The organism is Nocardia sp. CA-129566 (genome assembly GCF_050956075.1).
GTDB lineage: Bacteria > Actinomycetota > Actinomycetes > Mycobacteriales > Mycobacteriaceae > Nocardia.
Window position 1 is genome coordinate 137554 of record NZ_CP192085.1, and the last position, 20725, is coordinate 158278.

Annotated in this window: 14 protein-coding genes; 8 read left to right on the forward strand and 6 right to left on the reverse strand. The window is 63.0% G+C overall.

Annotated features, from left to right (window positions below):
* Window positions 1-39: 39 nt before the first annotated feature.
* Window positions 40-828: a hypothetical protein gene (locus ACQP0C_RS00660; RefSeq protein ID WP_433729547.1), complete on the reverse strand. Its 789-nt coding sequence runs from the start codon at window positions 826-828 to the stop codon at window positions 40-42.
* Between the two features lie 636 nt (window positions 829-1464).
* Here ACQP0C_RS00660 and ACQP0C_RS00665 point away from each other — a divergent pair.
* The 4 genes from ACQP0C_RS00665 to ACQP0C_RS00680 all read left to right on the forward strand — a co-directional run bounded on the left by ACQP0C_RS00665 (window position 1465) and on the right by ACQP0C_RS00680 (window position 6634).
* Window positions 1465-1668, forward strand: a complete 204-nt coding sequence (locus ACQP0C_RS00665; RefSeq protein WP_433729549.1) for a hypothetical protein — start codon at window positions 1465-1467, stop codon at window positions 1666-1668.
* 290 nt (window positions 1669-1958) lie between these two features.
* On the forward strand, window positions 1959-3983 hold the full coding sequence (locus tag ACQP0C_RS00670) for an N-6 DNA methylase (protein WP_433729551.1): 2025 nt from the start codon (window positions 1959-1961) through the stop codon (window positions 3981-3983).
* 585 nt (window positions 3984-4568) lie between these two features.
* Window positions 4569-4982, forward strand: coding sequence for a hypothetical protein (locus ACQP0C_RS00675; protein WP_433729553.1), 414 nt, complete (start codon window positions 4569-4571; stop codon window positions 4980-4982).
* A 467-nt stretch (window positions 4983-5449) separates the two neighbouring features.
* Window positions 5450-6634 (forward strand): UDP-N-acetylglucosamine--N-acetylmuramyl-(pentapeptide) pyrophosphoryl-undecaprenol N-acetylglucosamine transferase, encoded by a 1185-nt coding sequence (locus tag ACQP0C_RS00680; protein WP_433729555.1) that lies wholly within the window; start codon window positions 5450-5452, stop codon window positions 6632-6634.
* Here the strand turns inward: ACQP0C_RS00680 and ACQP0C_RS00685 are convergent.
* Genes ACQP0C_RS00685 through rfbB form a run of 3 tightly spaced genes read right to left on the reverse strand, consistent with a single transcriptional unit; the run spans window position 6631 to window position 9835 of the window.
* Window positions 6631-7776: a DegT/DnrJ/EryC1/StrS family aminotransferase gene (locus ACQP0C_RS00685; protein WP_433729557.1), complete on the reverse strand. Its 1146-nt coding sequence runs from the start codon at window positions 7774-7776 to the stop codon at window positions 6631-6633. The genes ACQP0C_RS00680 and ACQP0C_RS00685 overlap by 4 nt on opposite strands.
* Window positions 7773-8786, reverse strand: coding sequence for an ATP-grasp domain-containing protein (locus ACQP0C_RS00690; RefSeq protein ID WP_433729559.1), 1014 nt, complete (start codon window positions 8784-8786; stop codon window positions 7773-7775). Before ACQP0C_RS00690 ends, ACQP0C_RS00685 begins: the two co-directional genes overlap by 4 nt.
* A gap of 38 nt (window positions 8787-8824) precedes the next feature.
* Window positions 8825-9835, reverse strand: coding sequence for a dTDP-glucose 4,6-dehydratase (rfbB, locus tag ACQP0C_RS00695; protein ID WP_433729561.1), 1011 nt, complete (start codon window positions 9833-9835; stop codon window positions 8825-8827).
* A 634-nt stretch (window positions 9836-10469) separates the two neighbouring features.
* Between rfbB and ACQP0C_RS00700 the strand changes: the two genes are divergently transcribed.
* Both ACQP0C_RS00700 and ACQP0C_RS00705 read left to right on the forward strand, forming a co-directional pair.
* A complete protein-coding gene (locus ACQP0C_RS00700; protein ID WP_433729563.1) occupies window positions 10470-11027 on the forward strand; it encodes a hypothetical protein in 558 nt (185 codons plus the stop codon).
* A 322-nt stretch (window positions 11028-11349) separates the two neighbouring features.
* Window positions 11350-11949, forward strand: coding sequence for an NUDIX hydrolase (locus ACQP0C_RS00705; protein WP_433729565.1), 600 nt, complete (start codon window positions 11350-11352; stop codon window positions 11947-11949).
* Here the strand turns inward: ACQP0C_RS00705 and ACQP0C_RS00710 are convergent.
* Window positions 11881-12921 carry a hypothetical protein gene (locus tag ACQP0C_RS00710; protein WP_433729567.1) on the reverse strand — a complete coding sequence of 347 codons (1041 nt, stop codon included), beginning with the start codon at window positions 12919-12921 and terminating at the stop codon, window positions 11881-11883. The genes ACQP0C_RS00705 and ACQP0C_RS00710 overlap by 69 nt on opposite strands.
* A 228-nt stretch (window positions 12922-13149) precedes the next feature.
* Between ACQP0C_RS00710 and ACQP0C_RS00715 the strand changes: the two genes are divergently transcribed.
* Both ACQP0C_RS00715 and ACQP0C_RS00720 read left to right on the forward strand, forming a co-directional pair.
* Entirely contained in the window at window positions 13150-13791 is a 642-nt protein-coding gene (locus ACQP0C_RS00715) for a twin-arginine translocation signal domain-containing protein (protein ID WP_433734815.1), read from the forward strand.
* Window positions 13792-13795: 4 nt separating this feature from the next.
* Entirely contained in the window at window positions 13796-14140 is a 345-nt protein-coding gene (locus ACQP0C_RS00720) for a PCC domain-containing protein (protein ID WP_433729569.1), read from the forward strand.
* Window positions 14141-15254: 1114 nt separating this feature from the next.
* On the opposite strand, the gene mobF is transcribed toward ACQP0C_RS00720, so the two are convergent.
* A complete protein-coding gene (mobF, locus tag ACQP0C_RS00725; RefSeq protein WP_433729571.1) occupies window positions 15255-20135 on the reverse strand; it encodes a MobF family relaxase in 4881 nt (1626 codons plus the stop codon).
* Window positions 20136-20725: the final 590 nt, after the last annotated feature.

A 20725-nucleotide genomic window follows, 5' to 3' on the forward strand; every position in this document is an offset into this window, starting at 1 on the left:
AATGCCGCCGAAGTGCACGCCGGGTAGTGGCTGGCCTGGTCAGCGGATCCGAGAGCGAAGAAGTCGGTGCCACCACGTCGTTCGTTCGGGGGCGTCATCCGCAGGGGGCACGTCGATGGTGTGGCGTTCGGTCCAAGCGCCGGTGAGGGTTTGACGTTCTGGGCCTTCACCAACGACGCGGGAGGTGACCGTCCAGATTCGTGGTTGCGCTGGCAGCTCCGCTGGATCGAGTTCAGTGCACGCGCTGGCGGCGGCCGCGATATCGGCGTGCAGCGACTGGTGAAGGACAGCACCGTCTCCGGAGGTTATGGTCAATATCCCCACGGCGGTCTCAGCCGCGGCGCGGGCCAAGCGGACTTGTGTATCGAACTGGCTGCCGGCGACCGGGGCGAATTGGTCAGCGACCTCGATATAGCTCGTCGCCAAGCCCAGCACAATGCACCGGCGTGCGATATCTCGTTCGGCGACACCGAATTCTCCGGTCAACTGGAACATGCTGGGCGCGGGATTCCGCGCCCAGGTCAGGATCAGGCGTTCGTCGGCGGCCGTATCCCAGTACGGTATCCGCGCGTGCGCGTGGGCCTGGCGTGCCATCGCTTCCCAGTCGTAGTCCGGGTCGGCAACAATGATCTCACGCAGTTTGCGCAGCGCCACCGCGCCGGTATAGCTGCCCAGGAGTAGCAGCTTCGCCCGCGAACGGATACCGTCAACGGTCCGTCCGAGGTGATCGGCGATCTCCTGCTCGCTCATCGACGTCCGCAATGCCGTGACGAACTCCTGGTAGTCCTTGCCGGACCACAAACTTCCACGCCGATCCCCCGCTGTCATACCCCGATGATCCCAGATCAGACCGACCTAGTCCGCGATTCAGTTGCGAGCGTGAACAATTCGGTGTTCTTATCCGGTTGCAGCCCGCAGCAAGAGCGCGAATCGGCCGCCACCTGAAGGGACTGGCTGTGGTCTCAATCTCGCGCCGCTGTGTTCGAGGATGTGGAGTCATGGCTCTCCGCTGGGCCATTCATACCCTTCAGCACGCCGCCAGGGTTCCAACGGCCACCGGGTATGACGCCCGGCGCGCGGGGTTGAACGGGCACCCACATACATTCCGCTGCTCCCTCTCGAACCTGCCTTGAGCATCGCTTCCGCCAATAGCGTCCGGCGCGATAGCCGCCGACCGAGTCGGCTGCGGCCATGGTCTCTACAGTCACCGTGTTCCGAGTGCTTGCGGGGTTGAGGTAGTTCGCGCACTGACAGTGCGCAGATGAGACCTGAGTGGCCGCTTGGGTAGCCCGGGCTTATACATTCGGTTGGTTTAATGACGTTGAAGTGCGAATGCTTGATGTTCGAACATGGATCATCTCTGCTGTGGCCGTGCTGATTACCCAGAGTAGCTGTCAAGGCTGGTATTGCTGACCTGAGATTAAGGTTTTAGTTTCATCGTCGATCCGAACCGAGAGGAGATCGATGATGTCCGACCTGATGGCCAGCGGCAAGGCGGCCATGACCTGTGTACTCATGTGGTGGGCGCTGATCACCAGTCTGGTGTTCTTGCTGGCGGTCGCAGTTGCCCTGTTGCACCCGGATCCCAAACGGCGACGGGAGGCCCGCGACCTCCTCGTCCTCCTGAGGGAAAGTTTCCGCGGTTGGTTTCGACGGGGGACCAACTAGTCGTGAACGATCCGAAGATCTCACCGTCCTTGGTCAGCCGGTCGACGCTGGCCGAACTCGTGGGAGTCGACAAGGCGACATTGAAGGTCTGGAATAACCGGCACGACGACTTTCCCGGTCCCGCGGACATCGACGACCGGGGTTGGCAGTACTACGATCTCGCCGAGGTTCTCGAGTGGTTGGATCGACGCCTTATTCCACCGGGCTCGCGACGGCGGGGCACCGAGCCCGAAGGCACCACATACGGCATGCGGGCGCGTCGAAATGTGGCTGTACAGCACCACCGTCGCATGGCGGAGATCGGAGAGCCCGACGACCCTCAGCTGTCCGCCCTGGTGGATGCCGTCTTGGAGCTGCTGCGCTGGTGGGGTCGCGGTGGCCCGTCGTCGGAGCTCGATCATCTGACCACCGCACTGTGCGTGATCTTCCTCCGGATCTGCGAACCCGAATCATGGAAGGCTTTGACGACGCCAGCGCAGACCCGGTCGCCTCAGCCGCCGGTGCTCAGCGAACTTGGCCGACTCCTCGACGCCGCTGTTCAGCGGCACGGGGTCGCGGCGCGGATGTCGGCGGCCCTCGAGCACCTGCGACCGCTTCCCGCCACCGACGCGGGGCGTTTGATCGGCATCGTCGACATGCTCGGGCCACGGGCTTTCGACATGCTGCTCCGGCGATTCGATGCGGTGGCGGAGCTTGGCAGCACCGAGTACTTCACTCCGGTCGACCTAGCCGATCTGATGGCCGGCTGCGTCGTCGACCCGACCGCCGAAAGTGTGGTTCTCTATGATCCCAATATCCGTGGTGGGGAGCTATTGCGGTCCGCCGTCGCCCGATACCGGCCCGAATGCCTCGTAAAAACATATGGCAGCGGCCCGCGGCTCGAGCTTGTACGCCTGGCAAGGTTGAGTCTGGCGACCACTGGTTGTTCAGCGACCCTTCGTTCTACGACTGCGGCGCCTTGGCGCAACGGCGAGAGCTCGGCGCAGTTCGCCGACGTGGTCATCACCAACCCGCCGTTCAACGCCAGATTCGAGCCGCCCGACGAAAACTCGGATAACACATGGCTTTTCGGTGAACCACCGCCACATAGCAGCAACTATGCGTGGCTGCAGCACGCTGTCGCTACGCTGCGTCCCAGCGGTCGGGCGGCTGTACTGCTGCCGGCCAAAGCGGGTCTGTCGAACAACCGCCGGGAGAAGGAGATCCGGCAGCGGATGGTGGAGACCGGTGTAGTGCGGGCGATTATCGCGTTGCCGGAGAAGCTGTTTCGCGCGACAGACGCGGCCGCAACAATCTGGGTCCTGCAGCATCCACTGGGCTCAGCCGCCGCAGTGACGTTCGTTGATGCTAGGCAGACGGGTGTGCAGACCAGCGGTGGCCGACATCGCTTGCCCCGTGACGTGGTCACTGCGGTGGTCCGGCAGCTCAACACGGTGAACGATCTGGCAGCGGGACGCACTAGTTCGCCGACTCCCGGCTGCCACGTCATTCTGGTTGCCCCGGACCGCATACGCGATACCGATTACACCCTCGATCCGTCGAACTACCTGCGCCCTGCAGTGCAGCAGCGGCAGGGTGAGCTGCTCCACCTTGCGAGACAAGCCTGGCGGTCCGCCCAGACATCGGCGAGAGCGGTGCGCGATGCCAGCGAACACGTCGACCGAATCGAGCTGCTGCCCTGGCTGCCGTCCGGCCGGCAAGCACGCCGGCTCGCGGACGTGTGCGAAATCCAGTCGGGCCCTACGCCGGCCAGTGTCGGAAAGGAGCTTTACGACCCGAATGGAATCCCGATCGTGGTCAATAAACACCTTCGGGACCGGCGCATCGTCCTCGACGAATTCAACTGTCTACGTTGGGATTCGGTGCGCGGGATGGATCGATTCCTGCTGCGCACCGACGACATCATGATCGTTCGAACGGGGGCCGTCAGCGACCCGGTCATCGTTACGCAGGAACACGAGGGCCGACTTTTCGGACCGAACCTGATCAGGCTGCGTGTACACCATCCGGACCAGGTCGACCCACACTATCTACTATCCTTCCTGTCTCGCCCACAAATCACGCAGTGGATGCGAGAACGGTCCAGCGGCAACGTGGTTCACTCGATCACCGCTGAGAAGGTGGGGCAGCTGGAAGTGATAATCCCGCCCACGTCCGAGCAACAAGCGATCGGATCAGCGCTGCGTGCATACGATGAGCAGATCGCGGCGTACCAGCTCGCGCTAGAAGCGACAAAGCGAGCTCGTGCTGCGGTCGTCGAGGGCGTCATTGCTGGTGAGGTCGGCGTAGGTGATCGCTCCGGCCACCCGGCGTAAGGCGAGCACCTGGCGGGTAGCTGCCACTCGAAACGAGTGCACCCGACAGACCATGCTGCCTTCTCGAGACGGTGGACGGCAGTGCGGTGAAGGTTTCGTGGGTCGTCGATTATACCGATGGCCTGTTCACTTCCTGCATCCGCAGTAGCGTCGGACCAGCGTCAGGATGTCGCGGATTCGAATCATCCTTCGTGTTGAACCAAGCCCGGTCGTCGAGTTGCATGGTGAGGCCGTCGAGCTGATTGGTCTGTGCCCCGCCGAAGTGCTTCTCGATCGCGCTGAGCGTTGTGGGTAGGTCAGCGCCGCCCAGGGGATCGGTAACCGCTCAATGACCCTCAACACCCGAAGGTCATTGGCGGGTCCTCACGTTTCCTCGATGCATGATTGGAGCCTGTGTAGTTCTTGGAGTCATACTGCGAGAAGGTGATCCAGCTCGTTGATTTCCTCCGATCGCAAAGGTTCGGTCGCGGATTGTTGTGCAGCTTCGGCGGCGCGGGAGTGGCGATGCGGTACGGCGTTTGACGTGTATTCCTTGCTGAGGGTGTCCAGCGCACGGCCGAGAACTAGACACTGAGGTGGGCAGCTGTGGTGGGTGCTCATGGCGCGTATCGCGTCGACCTGGGCGAGCGCACCTGGGTCTGTGCGGCAGTCTTGGAGGTACGCGCCATCGTCAAGATCGGGTGGTGTCAAGGCGTTCATGACACCGCCCGTGCCGTCGAGGCAGTGTCGTCGATGATCAGCGCTCCGACCCACCGGCACTGCTGTGCGTTCCAACTGTGGTGTGCGCCGATCCGGTTGTCGGATACCGGAACCGAACCGCAGAACACGGCGGGGCACGTCACGCTGATCAATCGGTTTTCGCAGTCGAACACCGCGCGCCCGCAATCGGCATGCAGCCTCACCTGCTCACTGCGCGCCATATCGAGCCCGAAGGGCATCGGGTGGAAGCGAGGTGTCATCGTGCCCGCCACCGTTGACGTCTCCTGCCAAGACGGATAGAGCCAACGACGCCAGTTCACGCCCTAACCCCTTGGGTCACCCGGTGCGGGAGGGTCCCGTGGCAGACCACGTCGATGGCCAAGGTGTCGCCGATAGACGTATTCATCGAAATCCTTTGTGATTGAAGTAGATTCAGAACGCTGACGATCGCTCGTTGAGGCGAGTCGGGCAGGTTTCAGCTCGATACCGACCCCGGGTGGTTCTCTGGCTCATGCGACGCATCTCGGCGGTAGCCGTACACAGAAGCCGCATTTCTTGCGCCAGTAGAAGTTCGATCTCGCTTGGCGTCGCGCACCAGCATTGCGAAGTCCTTTGTGTCCGGATACTTGAAGAACGTTGCTGGACATTCGGTTGTCAGGGTTCCCCGTGTCGTATCTCCGGTGATCGACAACATCCGTGTGGATGACGGTTCCCTGGCACGGCCGGTGATGTCTCACATGGGAGTCGTGGGCGTTAGGCTGCCCGGCATGACAGACGCAACCTCGTCCGGCTCGGCGCGGGCGGTCGTCCGTTTGACCGTCGCTGGCGGCGGGACCGGTGGTCATGTCTTCCCTGCCCTCACCACCATCCGCACGCTGCGGTCCCAACTGAGCGACTCGGATACCGAACTCGAGGTGTTGTGGGTTGGACAGGCCGGGGGGTTGGAGTCGAGGGTTGCTCAGGCTGATGGCATCCCATTTGTCGCGGTCGCTACCGGGAAGATCCGCAGGGATCGGAACGTTCTGAAGATGGTCTCCAAGGCCAATATCGCAGATATGTGCCGTGTTCCGGTCGGTGTCGCCCAGGCATGCCGGGCGGTAGCGAGGTTCGGGCCGGATGCGGTGCTGGCTACCGGTGGCTATGTGGCGGTACCGGTGGGCGTGGCGTCCTGGTTGTGTCGTCGTCGCCTTGTCATCCACGAGCAGACCGTTCGGTTGGGGTTGGCCAATCGTGTGCTGGCTCGGGTCGCGACTCGCGTAGCGGTGTCGTCGGAATCGAGCCTGAGGCACCTGCCACGTTCGGTGCGCGCGAGGGCGGTAGTGACCGGCAATCCGGTGCGGTCGGAAATCCTCGAGGGCGGCCACGCGGATAAGGCGATCACAGCGCTCGGCTTGCTGGGGTTCGACCGCTCCTTGCCTACCGTCTACATCACAGGTGGTGCACAAGGTGCGGCGCAGATCAATTTGGTTGTGCACGAGATCCTTCCGTGGTTGTTGATGCGCGCCAACGTGATCCATCAGTGCGGCAGCTCCGGGATCGCGGAGCTGCGGCGGCAATCCGCCACCCTGGATCGTGATCTTGCGGCTCGATATCTGCTGACGGAGTTCGTGGGTGCTGAGTTACCAGATGTGCTCGCGTTGGCCGATGTGGCGATCTCCCGCAGTGGTGCGGGCACGATCGCCGAACTGACCGCGTTGGGCAAGGCCGCGGTGCTGGTGCCGCTGGCCTCGGCGGCAGGCAACGAGCAGGCCCACAACGCGCGTGCTCTCGACGAAGCAGGGGCGGCGGTCGCGCTGCTCGATGAGGTTTCGGCGGAAACCCTGCGTGAGGCCGTTGCTCCGCTGCTCGCCGACCCCCAACGCCGTGCCGCCGTCGCGGCGCAGGCACGGGTTTGCGGTCGACCGGATGCTGCCGAGCAGTTGGCGAATGTACTTCTGTCCGTTGCTGATTAGCGATCACCATCGGCTCTGGAAGACGTGACGGCGCGTGCCAGCATCGACACCACGTGGGCCACGTCGTCCTCGGTCATGTCCGGGTGGAACGGCAGGCTCATGACTTGGCGGGCGGTGGTTTCGGTGACCGGCAGCGGCCGGGACCACCGAGCGAACGCGGGTTGAAGGTGATTCGGTGGGTAGTGCACGCCCACCCCGATGCCCTTATCGCGCAGGTTCTCGAAGACGCGATCGCGGCCAACGGGAATACGAACGACGCAGTTGAACGGCACACTGCGCTCAACATCGACGTCGACCAGCGCGACTCGATCTATGCCCGCCAGCTGCTGCACGTAGGTGCGCCATAAGTTCCGTCGTGTGGTTTCAACGGTGGCGAAGCGTGCAAGCTGGACACGACCGATTGCTGCGTGCACCGCACTGAGGTGATAACGCCACCCCTGGGTGTCGACCGCGTAGGAGGTTGTCCGAATGCGCGCGGCCTGTGACTGGGGCACACCGAGCAGGCGTAGGGTTCGGGCGCGGTCTGCTTCGTCGGCGGTGCGGGGAATCAATGCGCCGCCTTCACCACAGGTCAGTGCTTTGATCGGCCCGAACGAGAAACAGGTCAACTCCCCTGTGGCACCGACCTTTCGGGAATCGAGCCGGGAGCCGAAGGCGTGGGCGGCGTCCTCGATGACCGCGATTCCCCGCCGATCCAGTGTGGCGTGGATATCGGCGAGGCTTATTGGGCGGCCGCCGTAGAGCACCGGCATCACCGCACGGGTTTGTGGCGTAATCGCTGCGAGCACTGCGGCGCTGTCGACGCAGAGAGTGTCGGCATTGATATCGATGAAGCGCGGCTCCGCGCCGCTCATCAGGATCGCCTGGATCGTCGCGCAGAACGTCTGCGACGGCACGATCACCTCATGACCGGGACCAACACCGGCGAGCAGCAGGCTCAGGTGCAGGGCAGCGGTGCATGAGGACACTGCCACCACATCGGGTACGCCGAGGAAATCGGCCAATTCGGTCTCGAAAGCATCGGTCGCGGTGTTGTGGCCCCATTGGCCGATCCGCAGCGCCTCGGTCACTGCCGCGTATTCCGGGCCATGCAGGAACGGTTTGGCGTTTCTACCGACCGAGTGTGGGTCATGGGCGGTCATCGGCGAGTCCTTCCACAAGGAACCGAGCGGTCGTGCCTTACGGTGGATGCGTTGACACCGCCGTGTGGCGGTTCATCAACGGCGAGCGTGTCGACGTATTTGGTCAACGAAATGTCGGGTCGATAGCGCAACTGGTCGTGGTCGATCGGGAACTGCCACAGCCCCGCAAGTGTTTGCCCGATCAGGTCGGCGCCAGCCGCTTCAGCGAGCAAGAAACCACCCGCGGCGCGAGCGTTCATCTCGGTAAGGACCACACGCGGACCAGCAGTTTTGTCGCGAACGAAGCCCTGCACACAGCACAACCCGACCGCGCCGACCGCCGCGAGCGCCGCTGCGACGATGTCAGTCACCTCTTGGTCGTGGAAGGTGCGCGACACCATCGACAAGCCGCCTTTGGTGAGCAGCCGGTACCGCAGGATCACGGACGCGCGCCCGTTCCGGTCGACCAGGCAGTCCGCGGTGAATTCGCGACCGTCGACGTATTCTTGCACGACCGGCTCGGCCACGACCTCGCACAATGTGCGGGCCTGCCGCCGGGTACGGCAGAACAAAATGTTTTGGGAGCCCTGCCCGTGGCGCGGCTTGACGACCAGCGGGCAGTCGTCGGGAATCGTGGCGAGCTGGTCGGGTAGCCAGGTACGCGGTGTCGGGATGTGGTATTCCGTCAGCACCGCAGCGAACCGGGCCTTGTCCAGGCTGGCGCGGATCGCGTGCTGGGGCGGCAGCCATGTCCGCACTCCCAGCTCATTGAGTTCGGGCCGCATTGCGAGCAGTTGCGGCAGCTCGGACTCCACTCCTGACAGCACCGCATCGGGTGCGAGGTCTCGGCATAAACCCAACAGGTCGGTGGCGTAGCGCGGGTCGGCGGATGGAATGGACTGGTGGGCAGTAATTCCGGGCAATATGAGCCCGTTGGCGTTCGCGTCGGCGTCTGTGCCGATTACTTCGCAACCGAGCTGGAGGAGACGTCGGGCCAGGTCGAATCCCGGCTGCCCACCGACCCCGGTCACGAGTATCCGACGCGTGTGTGATCCGTTGGCGGACATCATCATTCCCCCGATGCGGTGTCGAGTTTGATCGCTGCCACGGGTGCGGTCGGGTTGCGGAGTTGAGGTGCCCACCGGTCGGGATGGTCGCGGTACCAGCACACCGTCTTCGCCAGCCCTTCCTCGAAGTCCTGGATGGGGCTATAGCCGAGGCCCGCGATCTTGTCCCAGGTCATCGAGTACCGGCGGTCGTTTGATGGCCGGTCCTCCACGTGCCGCACCTGGTCCCAGTCGGCACCGAGTTGGCCGAGGATCAGGTCAGTGAGTTGTTTGTTCGTCAGATCGGTGCCGCCGCCGATGTTGTAGATCTCGCCGGGCATTCCGTGTCGCAGCACCAGCTCCAGGCCCTGGCAGTTGTCCTCGACCCACAACCAGTTGCGGACGTGGCCACCATCGCCGTGCAGGTCGACGCGCTCGCCTTTGAGTAGGGCGGTGATGAACGCGGGAATGATCTTCTCCGGATGTTGGGCGGGACCGAAGTTGTTGCTGCTCCGCGTGATACACACCGGGACGCCGTAAGTGCGCGAGAACGACAGCGCCACCAGATCTGAAGCCGCTTTCGATGATGCGTAGGGAACCGTCGGCCGTAGCGGCGCGTCCTCTGATGCTGATCCCGACAGCAGCGGGCCGTATACCTCGTCGGTAGACACGTGCACGAATTTGGTGATGTCCCAACGCCGAGCCGCGTCGAGCAGGATGTGTGTTCCCAGCACATTGGTGCTCAAGAAATGACCACCCTGGAGGAAGGAGCGATCGACGTGTGACTCGGCTGCCAAGTGCACGATCGCGGTGTGCGCCGCGACAAGATCGTCAACCAGGTTTTCGTCGAGGATGTTGCCCACCACCAGATTCAGGCGATCGGACAACATGGCCGCACCGAGATTGCTGCGATGGCCGGCATAGGTGAGCGCATCGAGGACGGTAACCCGCGCGATGTCATCCGAGGCCAGTAGCCGCTTGACGAACCGGGATCCGATGAATCCCGCGCCACCAGTGACCAGTACATTCTCCATTGTTCAATCCGTTCGGAATTTGTTGAATAACAACTGATTTCATGACGACGCTGACCTCGATCGCTCCTTTGCTGAAGGGTTGTCTGGGCAGTGGGACTGGCCGTGAACGACCTCGGCGGGGAGATCCCAGGACTCGACCACTTGGCGCCACGTAGCTCGGCCTGTTGTGCCTCGGTAAGGAGCGACAACACGCGGCTAGCGTGTCGTCGGTCTGTGGCCGGACTTTGGTCGGACATATCGGTGTCTTTCAATCGGGTGAACATCTGGGGTGCGCGGCGGATTGTCGGAAAGTTGGGGCCCGGACGCTTGTAGCGTTCGCAAGATCGCCCGTTTGCGGGCGCAGTGTTTACTGCCGCATCGGCGGTGTTTTGGGAGCTGGTTCTGTGCTTCCTCAACGGTGAGAGGCTGAGCAGGGCGGTCGTGTGACATGCGGTCCTGCAGATCCCAGACCGTGAGGCTCGACCGCGCACGGGGAACCTGGAGGAGGAGCCAGACGAGCCCGAAAATGAGCCCGACCATCGCGATCGGGAACATGACAATCAGCAAAGAGGGGCCCAGCATGAGGTCACCTGCTGGCTGAGCTGGTCAGATCGGACCACTCGTCCGCGAGAGTGCCAAGGTGGAACCATGCCGTATGCACAGTCTCATCGCGGACATCAGCCGCGTTGAGCAGCAGGTCGTTGGCTTCGATCTGGGCCGCGGCCATGGTGTCGACCGCGTCTCCGAGCGATATGTCCCGCAGTCGCGGGGCGTGTGCGGAGACCCAGCTGTCGATCGCAATGGTCAGGGCTGCACGACATGCTTTGATTTCCGCGGCTCGGTCAGGGTGCGCCCGAAGCTGCTGATGTTGATCGGCGAGATTGCGCGCGCAGCGCGTGATCGGATGATCGGTGGGGCGATCGCCTACATGTCCGCAGAAGGCGGCAAACAGTTCATGCCAATTCGGAAGCTCGGGCCGTTCGTGATGATCCAGCATGTCGGTTCACCCCAGATGGTCACTGCGGGCCATCACGGCCCGGGTCGTACTCATCAGGTCGGAAAGCGAGGGCAAGTCCTTCCCGGGCAACCGAGCCCATCGGCCTTCGATGGTTTTGCGCTCAGCACTGGTCGGCAACAGAATCGGTGTGCCGTGGCCAGGCAAAAGGCCCCGGCTCGTCCGATATCGGTTAAGGCTTGGGCGCTCGGTATCTGATCGAGCCACGTGAAGAAACGCCATCGGCTCGGCAGTTGCCGATGTCTGCGCCGGACAAGCACGGGTCCTGAGGTTGGTGACACCTCGAACACGTTGCGCGCCAACCGCTCAGGCAGAATGAGTGCGCTAGTCCATTCGTCGGTAAGTAACTCGACAAAACCCTCTCGCTCGCGTGCGGGCAACCCGCAGTGGCGATAGGCCATTCCCCAATCGGTTGTCGATCGCAGTTCGGCGAGCTTCCAGGTCATGCTCTCAGCATCGGCCGTTCGCGTCGCTCGCGGAACGTAGCAACCCGTAGCACGGGCCCCGGTAACGTGGGCTCATGATCGATCCGCCGCACACGGAAGTGCACAATGAGCGAACCGTGTATGACGGCGAGCCCTGGCTGACGGTGACGCGGAGCGAGATCACCACACCCGACGGCGTCGATCGGGTCCATCACGCAGTGCGATTGAACTCGGTGGCCACGGTGACCCTCGTCGACGAGCACGGGCGCGCGCTGCTCCTGCGCCGGCACCGATGGATCGTGCAGCAAGTCGGGTTCGAGTCACCTGGCGGCATAATGGAGCCAAGTGAGGATCCCGAAGCCTGCGCGCGGCGAGAACTCTTGGAGGAGACAGGGTTCGAGGCCGGACACCTCACATTGGTCGCCGATCTTGAACCGATGCCAGGGTTGGTCGAGACTCGCCATTTCGTATTTGTCGGGCGCGATCCGCGTCAACTCGGCCCACCGGTTGACGCTGAGGAGGCTGGCCAACTAATATGGGTACCGCTTGGGGGCACGTCGGATCTGCTGACCAAGGGCCAGCTTCTCGGCACCGGGACAGCGGTTGGGATGCTATCCGCAGCGGCTCTATACGCTGGGCTCCAGCTGGCGGACTCGCCGGGCCAACAGGTCGTGACGCCGCCGCAAGCGAGCTGAGCCGACCGCACCTATCCGCATGGCCGCCGTCGTGAGAAGGCTGTTGGCTTCGTCGACGTTCCTGGCCCGTAAGGCGCCCTCCGCCAAGTCCAGAACTTGCCCGGACTGAGCCCGAACGAACTCGCCGGGCAACTCACGTAGCGCATCCTGTGAGATGTGTGTTCCCGCAGGATCCCCGAGCCGAACCAGTACATGTCCCTGCCATCGCTGCAGGTGCACTGTGTTGAGCGAGAGAAACGGCAGCGCCTTCTCGTCACCGGGCTGCACGAGCGCGAGATCGGTTTCGGCCATCGCTAGCGCACTGCGCGCCGATGACGCTTCTCCCGGACAGAATGTGGAGACTTGGGCGTGCGTGGCAGCCAGCCAGGAGCGCAGCAACGGCGGCAACCTGGGAATTGCCTCAGCTTGGGTAACCTGCCGAAGCGCGACCGATGGCCGTCCGGTCTCGGCGAGCATCACCGCGTGTTCGCCTATCGCATGCGCAAGTAGGACGGGATCGCCCGCACGTGAAGCGGCTTGTCGAGCCTGGGCATAGTGCTTGGCAGCCATTTCACAATCGCCTACATCAAAGTCTTGCCACGCTGCGAGCGCCGCGGTGTCAGCCTGGGCGCGAGCGATACTGCGCCGGTCAGCTCCAGCAGCGCTGTGCCACAGCTTTTCCAGCGCTGTGACGTGGCTTGCGGTCTGGCTGCGGACAGCTGGAGCGCCGAGTCGCCGGTCAAGCAGTCGCAGGCTGTTGGTGTGGTGCGCTAGTACGTCGTACAGCGTGTCGTTTTCAGGGCCATCGAAAACGGTTGCTGTCGGCGCCTCGTTGTTGCGCTCCAATTCCAACACTCGGCACAGCAGGGCGGTATGGAGATCATCCGGCGTGGTGTGGTTGTTCTCCCACCGGGACAGCGCGACTCGAAGGCTTTCCGGACTCATCAAAGTGACGCGATCACGGATGGCTTGCGTCCGCAATGCGCTGATCAAGCGTGTCTGCGACCACCCGCGTGCTTTTCTCGCGGATTGGATCACACTTCCATCTATCGCCACCGCACCCCTCCGCGATCGAACGCACCCGCTGGGATTGAGTAGTACCGTTGCCCACATCCGGCCAGGCCGGAAGTCTTCTCGGGTCTTCAAACTGGGCAGGGGCAGTTGATCAGCGGGAACGAACTTCGCGCTCTGAGGCGGGCCGCCGGGCTCGGCCTCGATGAAATGGCGCGCCGCTGCTACCTCTCCAAGCCATACCTCGGCCACGTCGAAACCGGGAAGCGGCCGGTAACCGAGACGGTCGTCACCGAGTACGCGCGCGTGCTCGGCGTTGGCCTGCATGATGATGAGATGAACCGGCGCGACTTCATGACCATGGCCGCGGTTGCCACAGCAAATGCCGTGCTGGTCAACGACCTTGGTGCAAGCCTGGCTGGAGGGGATGTCGGACCGCTTGGCACGGTCCAGACCTCGCACGTCGTAGACCGTGCCATCGCCACGGTCATCGACAAACCGGTTCTGCGCCGGCTCCAGCGGTGGATGGAAACCGAAGACAGCGACATCGTCAGGGTCAATGCAGCCGGGATCCTCGCCAAGGCACCAGGACAACCTGCCGCCGATCATGTCGCGGCGGTCCTGCAGCACGACGCCGACGTCCAGGCTCGCTACCTCACCGCTGTTGTTGCTCGAGTACTCGGTATCGATCATGCGACTGCCGCCGAGTACGTGTCCGATCCATATGCGTTACCAGCCGTACACCTTGCCGCACAACGACTCGCGGCTGAGGCGATCAATCCGAACGACGTCGGCGCTCGATGGTGCTCGGCTACGATGCTGGCTCGTCTGAGCCCATTGCTAGGGAGGTAAGACCATGTTGGTGTTCGAGGTCAACGATGGCGAGATGATGAAATCCCTTACCGCGCAAGCGGAGGCGGCAGACGTCAATGACGCGGCAATCGTGAGCCTGATTGGTGGTGTCGATCGATTCACCATCTCGACCATGCCTGCCGACGACGCGACGAAAGACATCATCAGCACCTACGCACTGCCTGCCGAGATGCACGGATCCGGCGAGATCCGGGACGGCAAGGTCCACATTCACGCGACCATGGCGGTACAAGGCGACAGGGCGATTGCTGGCCATGTGCACGAGGCGCACGTCGGCACCTGGTTCGCGCGAGCGTATGTGATTCCCCGCCCGAAGGATGCTCAGTAGCGTTCGTGCATCCAAACGATGATGGCTGACCCTTGCGGTCGGAGGAGGTCGACCACTTCGTCTCGACCGCAGGTCTGTGGGCATGTCGCCTGTACGCGGATGCCTGTGAGGCCGACACCGGCTCGGCGAGCGTATTCCTCGATGGGTTCTCGGGTCATCGGCAGGTGGTCTCCGCTTTCGAGCACCTGTCAGTTCGTCCCGAATAGCGTGTGACGACTGAGTCGTACGAAACCAGCGCAATTTCATTGCGGATGGTTGGAGTTCGGCGTCCTGTGCTGGGTTTCGGGTGGTGGAGCACGGCCTGGGGGCAGGTGCAGGGCAACACCTGGCGGTCTCCTCCAGGCCGTGCCGTTTCCCTGTGGCGCTGTCGATTTCGGCGCTGCAGGGTGTTCATCAGGTGTGTTGCTGGGGAGGGATTCGTCGTCGAGGTCGTCGCCGGTGGTTGGGGCGGCGTGGCTGGCCTGTCGCTTCTTCTGGTGACGGTCTGTGGGGTGGTCGGGGGATTGGCGTGATTGGTTTGCTGGTTTGCTCGATCGCGGCGGCGATGTCGGAGGCGGTGAGGAACCATGTCCGGCCTGCCTTGTGACCGGGCAGGTTGCCTGCTCTGAGTTGTGTGAGGTACCACCGTCGTGATTTACCGAGAGCCTGTGCTCCTACCTCGACTGGGTAGGTGGGTTCGTGTGGCGGGGACACCTCGGCGCTGGTGTTGGTCGACTGTTCGCGTGAGTGACTATCCATGTGCGGCAACCTGATTCGCCACACGATGGGTGTATGGAACGGGTGTCGTCGGGTGCACGCAGATATCGGCGACCGGTGCGGGCACCATTGCGTTCGATGTGACGGGATGGAAGCTGGGGTGGACGCGGATCGGTGATCCGTGCGTCTGGAAACCGCTTGTGTGCATGGAGTTATCGCCTTGGCTGTGCCCTGTCTGCGATTCTCCCTATGACCATGAAAGCTGATCGGCGGCGACTTCGCTAGTCCTGAGGCTGTGAGCTCGCCTTTTGGGTCGCCGTACTGGGGTCATGGGCTTGCGCCAACGTTTTGGACGCGGTGGCATTTGATGCGCGATCTCGCTTGGGTGCAGGCGCAGGAGGTGGTTGATACAGCTCGGTTACAGACCGAGATCGTGGTCAGGCTGGGGATAGTGAGGTTCGACGGGGCTGTCGAAGTAGTTGAAGGCGTCGTCCTCGGGGGCGTTGTGTTGTTGGCGTAGTTGTTGTTCGGCGGCGGTTTGGGTGGGGGTGAGTTGGGTGCGTCGGTGTTGTTCGGATTGCAGTTGGTCGAGTTCTTGCTGATAGTGGGCTGTCAGTGTGTCGGCATAGGTCGGCTCGGATGGTGTGGTGGGTGTTGGCTGGGTTCTCGGCTCGGTGATGGGTTGGGTCAGGATGTGTTCCCAGTCCTCGGCGGGGCCGGCAAGTAGGAGCGTGTCTCGTTGGGCGTTGCGTGCGGTGGTGTGCGCGGAGTTTCGGGTGTGGGTGCGGTGCTGTTGTTCGGTTTGGAGGATTGTGATCTGGGTGTGGAGTGCGCGGCGTTGACCACGTCGGTAGGCCGGTGTGGAGCTGAGTGTGGTTCGGGCGTGGTCGAGTTCGGTGGTGATGGTTTGGAGTGATTTTTCGGCCGCGCGGAGTTCGTCGATGCTGGTCTGCGCGTCGCGGATGGCTTGTTTAGCTGCCTGCTGATGGCGTGCGGCCGCTTCGGCGTCGCGTTCATCGTCGTCGGGGGGTGGGGTGTATGGGCTGTAGATGAATGCCTCGGTTTCGGCGAGGGCGATGTTTAGGTGGAGTTCGTCGATGTGTTGTTCGAGTTCGGCATCGGTGAGCATTCGCAGCGCGTCGAGTGTGGGTTCGGTGGCCGGTTCGACATCGTCGGGGGTGTGGTCGACGCCTGCGGCAACGTGAGGCTGGGGCGGATCGGTGCTGGCCTGTTCGGTGGTGTATTCGTCGAGAACTGCGTGCTCGTCGGCGGTCCGAGTTAGTCTATCCCGGTCGTGGGTGTCGGGGGTTTGGAGTTCCAGGCGTGACCAGAGTGCAGCGGCTGGCATTTCATCGGGGAGTGGTCGTAGGGCCGCGGCATCGCTGAGGAGTGTTTCGATGTCGATTCCGACGCGGTCGGCGTGGTCGATTTTGTCGGCGAAGGTCGGCCAGTACGGGTCGCTGGTGATGCGTTCGTCGAGTTGTTTGGCCAGTGATGACCATCGGTTGACGGGCAGATGGATGTCGCCGATAGCGTCGATGACGCGGGCATCGAACAGCTGCTGGTGTTCGCGTTCGAGCACGGGATAGCGTGGCGGTCCGGTCGGGCGCAGGTCGCGGTCGTCGATGTGTAGGGACGCCCGCCAGACTGCGAGCTCGGCGAGTAGCTGGCGGTCGCAACCGATGAGTGGGCGCGCCCAATGCGGTGCGGTTGTCGAGGACCAGGTCGCGGTGTCGGTGCGGATCTGTTTGGCGAGGTCGGTCACGATTCGCGCTCGGGCGGACAGGTGACCGACGTCGATGTCGTCGAGTTCGTGGGGTAGTCCGCGAGTCCACGGCAGCGGTCCGACACCACACGAATGTGTGCCCGTTGGATCCAGTCGCCAATCCAGAACTGCGGCAGCATCATCGGCGGTATCGAGTTCCCGGCTCGCGGCGGCGGTGTGCAGCGCTGCGATCGGATCGCGACCGGTCAGTGCGATTGTCGCCAGGTGCTGGCGCAGTATCGGGTAGGCGGGGTTGTCGGTGAGCCCGGTGTGCAATGCTTCCGCAGCGACGTCGAGCTGAGTAAGTCCGTCTGGGCCGAGGGCATCTTCGGCGCCGAGGCCGATCGCGTCGAGATAGATATCGACCGCGCGGCCGATCCGTCGGTAGGGATCGAGTGCGTCTCGAAGTTCGGTGTGCGCGGATTTCTGTGCATCGTCGCGGCCGAGGATTCGCAGCAATACCTCCACCGCGGTGCGCGGAAAAACTGCTGGTTCGGTGAAGAAAGATCCTTCGCTGGCGTCCAATGTGGTTGGCAGGTAGCAGTGGTTTGCGTGCGCGCCGCGGGTCATCGCGACGTAGAACTGTGCGCGGGTTTGGTATCCGGTGAGCGCGACGTGACACGTATCGGCGGTGACGCCCTGCGCGGAATCGATCGTTGTCGCGTACCCGAGGCGCACATGTGCGGTCACATATTGCGGCGGAAGTGTCACCGTATTGCCGAGTTCGCGACGCGAACGCAGGCGCGTGACGGTCAGACTTCCGTCGTCGTGAACGCGGGAAACGATCCAGCGGTATCCGTTGCGGACCCAATCACCGTCGGCAAGACGCAGTCGTGGATCGTTGCGGCGGGTGGCGATCGTGTCACCGACCGATGCGCATAGGCCGTCGGCGAGTGTGCATTCCGGCCCGACTGGTGTATCGGTGCGGGCGATTCGATCGGCGCGGGCGCGTTGGTTGAGTTCGCGCACAATGTCGTGGCTGGGGGCGAGCATGATGGTGTCGCAGCCGCTCGAGTGGTCGGCGATCCATCCGATGTAGGCGTCGTAGTGGGTGGTGGCGTGGCTGCCGGAGTGGATGCGGCGGTGGTCGAGATAGAAGCCGAGTGCGGCGGGATCGCCTTCGCGCAGAAGCAGACTGGCGGATGCTTCGGCTGGGGAGGTGAAACGGACGACGTGGTCGAGGGTGAGGTTGTGGGTGTTGGCGGCGTCGTTCATGTCGGTATGGGCGCCGCCGGCTTCGATCGAGGGCAGCTGCTTCGGGTCACCGAGGCAGCGGATCGTCGCGTTCCGAGAAGCTAGGAACTGCAGCAGGCGTAGGCGTTTGAGGTTCCCGACTTTGACGTGTTCGTCGATGATCACCAACGTGTGCTGGTCGATCTGCAATACCCATTGAGGCAGCGACGGCGGTAACCGATTCACGTCAACGTCTGAGGTTTCGGGGGTGGAGGTGTGGCGGGTGAGGACGTCGAGGAGCTTGTCGATGGTCTCGACGCGTGCGCCGATCGACTCACCCAACACCGAGGCGGCCGCGGCCGTGGGTGCGAGGCCGAGGACAGTGCCGCCGCTGGCGTGCCATGCGTCGGTGAGCACGCGCATGGCTGTTGTCTTCCCGGAACCGGCGGGTGCGTCGACGGTGCGTACGCGCAGATCTGAGGTGGCGAAGCCCTCGACGACCGCGATCTGACCAGCGTTGAGTGGCCTGTCTGGGTTCGCGCTGTTATAAGCACGGACCGCTTGCGTGACGATAGGATTCGGCAATTGGCGGCCACCGGGCTGCACCGCCAGGTCGATCAACTGCTGTTCGGCGCTCAACTCTTGTGCTGCGGTGTAGATCTGGGAGCCTGCGGTGGTGTACACGCTGGAGCCGTCGCGACGGGCGAACATCATCGGCACCGCGCGTAGTCGTGGTTGATCGGTGGTGTCGGGATCACCGCGAGCGATGGCCGATGTCGGTGACAATGCCTGCGCCACTACCGCTTCAGCGACGCGTTCGCAGTCCGCGAGGCGTATCCGGCCGCGGAGTTGGCGTTCGGTTTCGCTGCGGATGTGGTGGCGTTGCCAGGTCGATCGCTGTGCTGAGATCGTCTCGAGGACGTAGTCGGCGGTGCGTGCGATCCATGCGGCATCGGCCACAGGGCGCGCGTGGTGCGGTGGGTGCAGCACTGTGGAGACCATGCGTGCCAACGCTTCCCGACTGCCCAGCAGGGTGGCGGCCTGGGTTCGCCAATCGGCGCGTTGTTCGGAGAGTGTGCGTAGTTGCTGCTTGTCGGGGCGTGTTTCCAGCGTTGCGCGGTCCATCAATCCGAACAACTCCGTGGGTATGGGTTCGCGTCCCCACTTGCGTTGGAAGGCTGTGGTGAGTTGCCCGAGCCGCTGGGTGATCTCCGCGTCGCGCTGGGACCAGCACTGGTTCAACCGTTCAGGCACGCCGACAATTTCACGGATCGGACGTTTCGACGGATCCACACCGGGACGCTCTGCGAACTCGACACCGACCATGTCCTCGAGATGCATCTCCAAACGGGTGTTGTAGATCTCGGAAACGGTGACGATCGCCTGGTACACCATCGCACCGTCCAGGGTCCGCCATCGCCCATCGGTGGTGCGGACACGGTTGGCGATCAGCACATGCGTGTGCAGGTCAGGGTCACCGGCACGGCTTTCCCGATGTGCGAACCGGGCCGCGACCAGACCGTCGACATCCACTTGGCGGACGCCGTTGCGGCCCAGCCGCGTGTACGTTGCGTTGTGCTCCAACCAGTGCAGCGCGTCATCGGCGGCGGCATGGTGGGCGGCTTCGACCTTCTCCGCGACCTCTCGTGGGGCGATCGCCCATAGCGCCGAGACGCTCTTGACCGGACTGAAGGTGATGTCGAAACCGGCGACAGCTGTCGTCTGTGGTCGCGAGTTGCGTGCCACCCACCCCGACAATTCGCGTGCATCCATGGGTGCGCGACCGTAGTGTTCGGTGAACATTTTCGTCGCGATTGTGCTGCGAATCCGCGCGCGTTCGTCATCGGAAATAGCGCCACCGTGATCCGAACCGTTGGCGATATTGTGTGCTTCGTAGGCGTCCGCGCATCGTTTCCGGAATTCATTGACATCGGAATAGACGCGGAAAGGATGACCCAACCGTGACGCATTATCGGCTGCCCGCTCGGCGTCTTTGATCTTGGCGCCTTTGTCCATCTCCTCGTTGAACACGCGATCTTCGATCTGGTCGGCGTTCGGGTGACGACCCAACCCGTACAGGGCTTTCATCTGTTCTTCGGTTACTTCGTCACCGGGCTGAATCCCCAACGCGGCCAAGCCTGCACCGTGCCAGCGCCCCGGTGACTCACCACGTGTCGAGTAGTAGTCTGCCAGGCTGGACCGGCCGCGAGCCGATGCGTCATTCGCGGCGACATTGCGGAGGTAGTAGAGGTAGCCGTTTCCAGCGACAATCTTATGAAGTGTCGCGGTCATACCTCCAGGAAGCACGACGTCTGCTATAAAAGCTAGGCTTGTAGTTCGCCTATTTAGTGGCAAACTCACCAAAAGCCCTGGTCGTTATCTAATCGTTATCCTCGATGCAAAAGGTCTGCCTGTTGTAATTGGGTGTGGAGAGGGAATTTGAGGGTGTGTAGATATGTGTGTTCTGTTTAGGGATTGGTTGCGGTGTCCGGTGGGAGGGTTGTGGAGTTGGGATATAGGTGGTGGGTGCGGTGGATGTAGGGCCGCTGTGGCGGGGGAGAGCCCTGCCCGTGCCCGTGACTGAAGCGTTGTCCCAAGCGGCGCGTCGTCGCCGGTCGAGGAGTTCGAGATCGCCTGTGTCGATACCGAATCCGGCCAGCACCGGTTCGCGTTGACCGATGCGTGGTCGGTTCTGTTCGAGGATTGCTTGCCGGTGAGGGGTTTCCTCCTACAAGGGCCAGCGCAATCATGTGGCCCGTTGGTCGACGGCCACGACCGGAGACCGTCGGGTATGAGTCGTGGTTGGAACGGGATCGATTGATGCTGCTGGATTTCGATCCCGGTGTGATCGATGTTGCAGCGCAGCCTGGGCCAACGCCGGAAGGCAAGCGTCGCTCACACGCCCCGAACTAGTTCGCCCGCTGTGTGGGCGGTGGAGCGTTGGTGATGGA

Bases quoted from the DNA above. Each gene is read 5' to 3' on its own strand.
- ACQP0C_RS00660 (WP_433729547.1), bottom strand. From the start codon at position 828: ATGACAGCGGGGGATCGGCGTGGAAGTTTGTGGTCCGGCAAGGACTAC.
- ACQP0C_RS00665 (WP_433729549.1), top strand. From the start codon at position 1,465: ATGATGTCCGACCTGATGGCCAGCGGCAAGGCGGCCATGACCTGTGTA.
- ACQP0C_RS00670 (WP_433729551.1), top strand. From the start codon at position 1,959: ATGGCGGAGATCGGAGAGCCCGACGACCCTCAGCTGTCCGCCCTGGTG.
- ACQP0C_RS00680 (WP_433729555.1), top strand. From the start codon at position 5,450: ATGACAGACGCAACCTCGTCCGGCTCGGCGCGGGCGGTCGTCCGTTTG.
- ACQP0C_RS00685 (WP_433729557.1), bottom strand. From the start codon at position 7,776: ATGACCGCCCATGACCCACACTCGGTCGGTAGAAACGCCAAACCGTTC.
- rfbB (WP_433729561.1), bottom strand. From the start codon at position 9,835: ATGGAGAATGTACTGGTCACTGGTGGCGCGGGATTCATCGGATCCCGG.
- ACQP0C_RS00700 (WP_433729563.1), top strand. From the start codon at position 10,470: ATGCACAGTCTCATCGCGGACATCAGCCGCGTTGAGCAGCAGGTCGTT.
- ACQP0C_RS00705 (WP_433729565.1), top strand. From the start codon at position 11,350: ATGATCGATCCGCCGCACACGGAAGTGCACAATGAGCGAACCGTGTAT.
- ACQP0C_RS00715 (WP_433734815.1), top strand. From the start codon at position 13,150: ATGGCGCGCCGCTGCTACCTCTCCAAGCCATACCTCGGCCACGTCGAA.
- ACQP0C_RS00720 (WP_433729569.1), top strand. From the start codon at position 13,796: ATGTTGGTGTTCGAGGTCAACGATGGCGAGATGATGAAATCCCTTACC.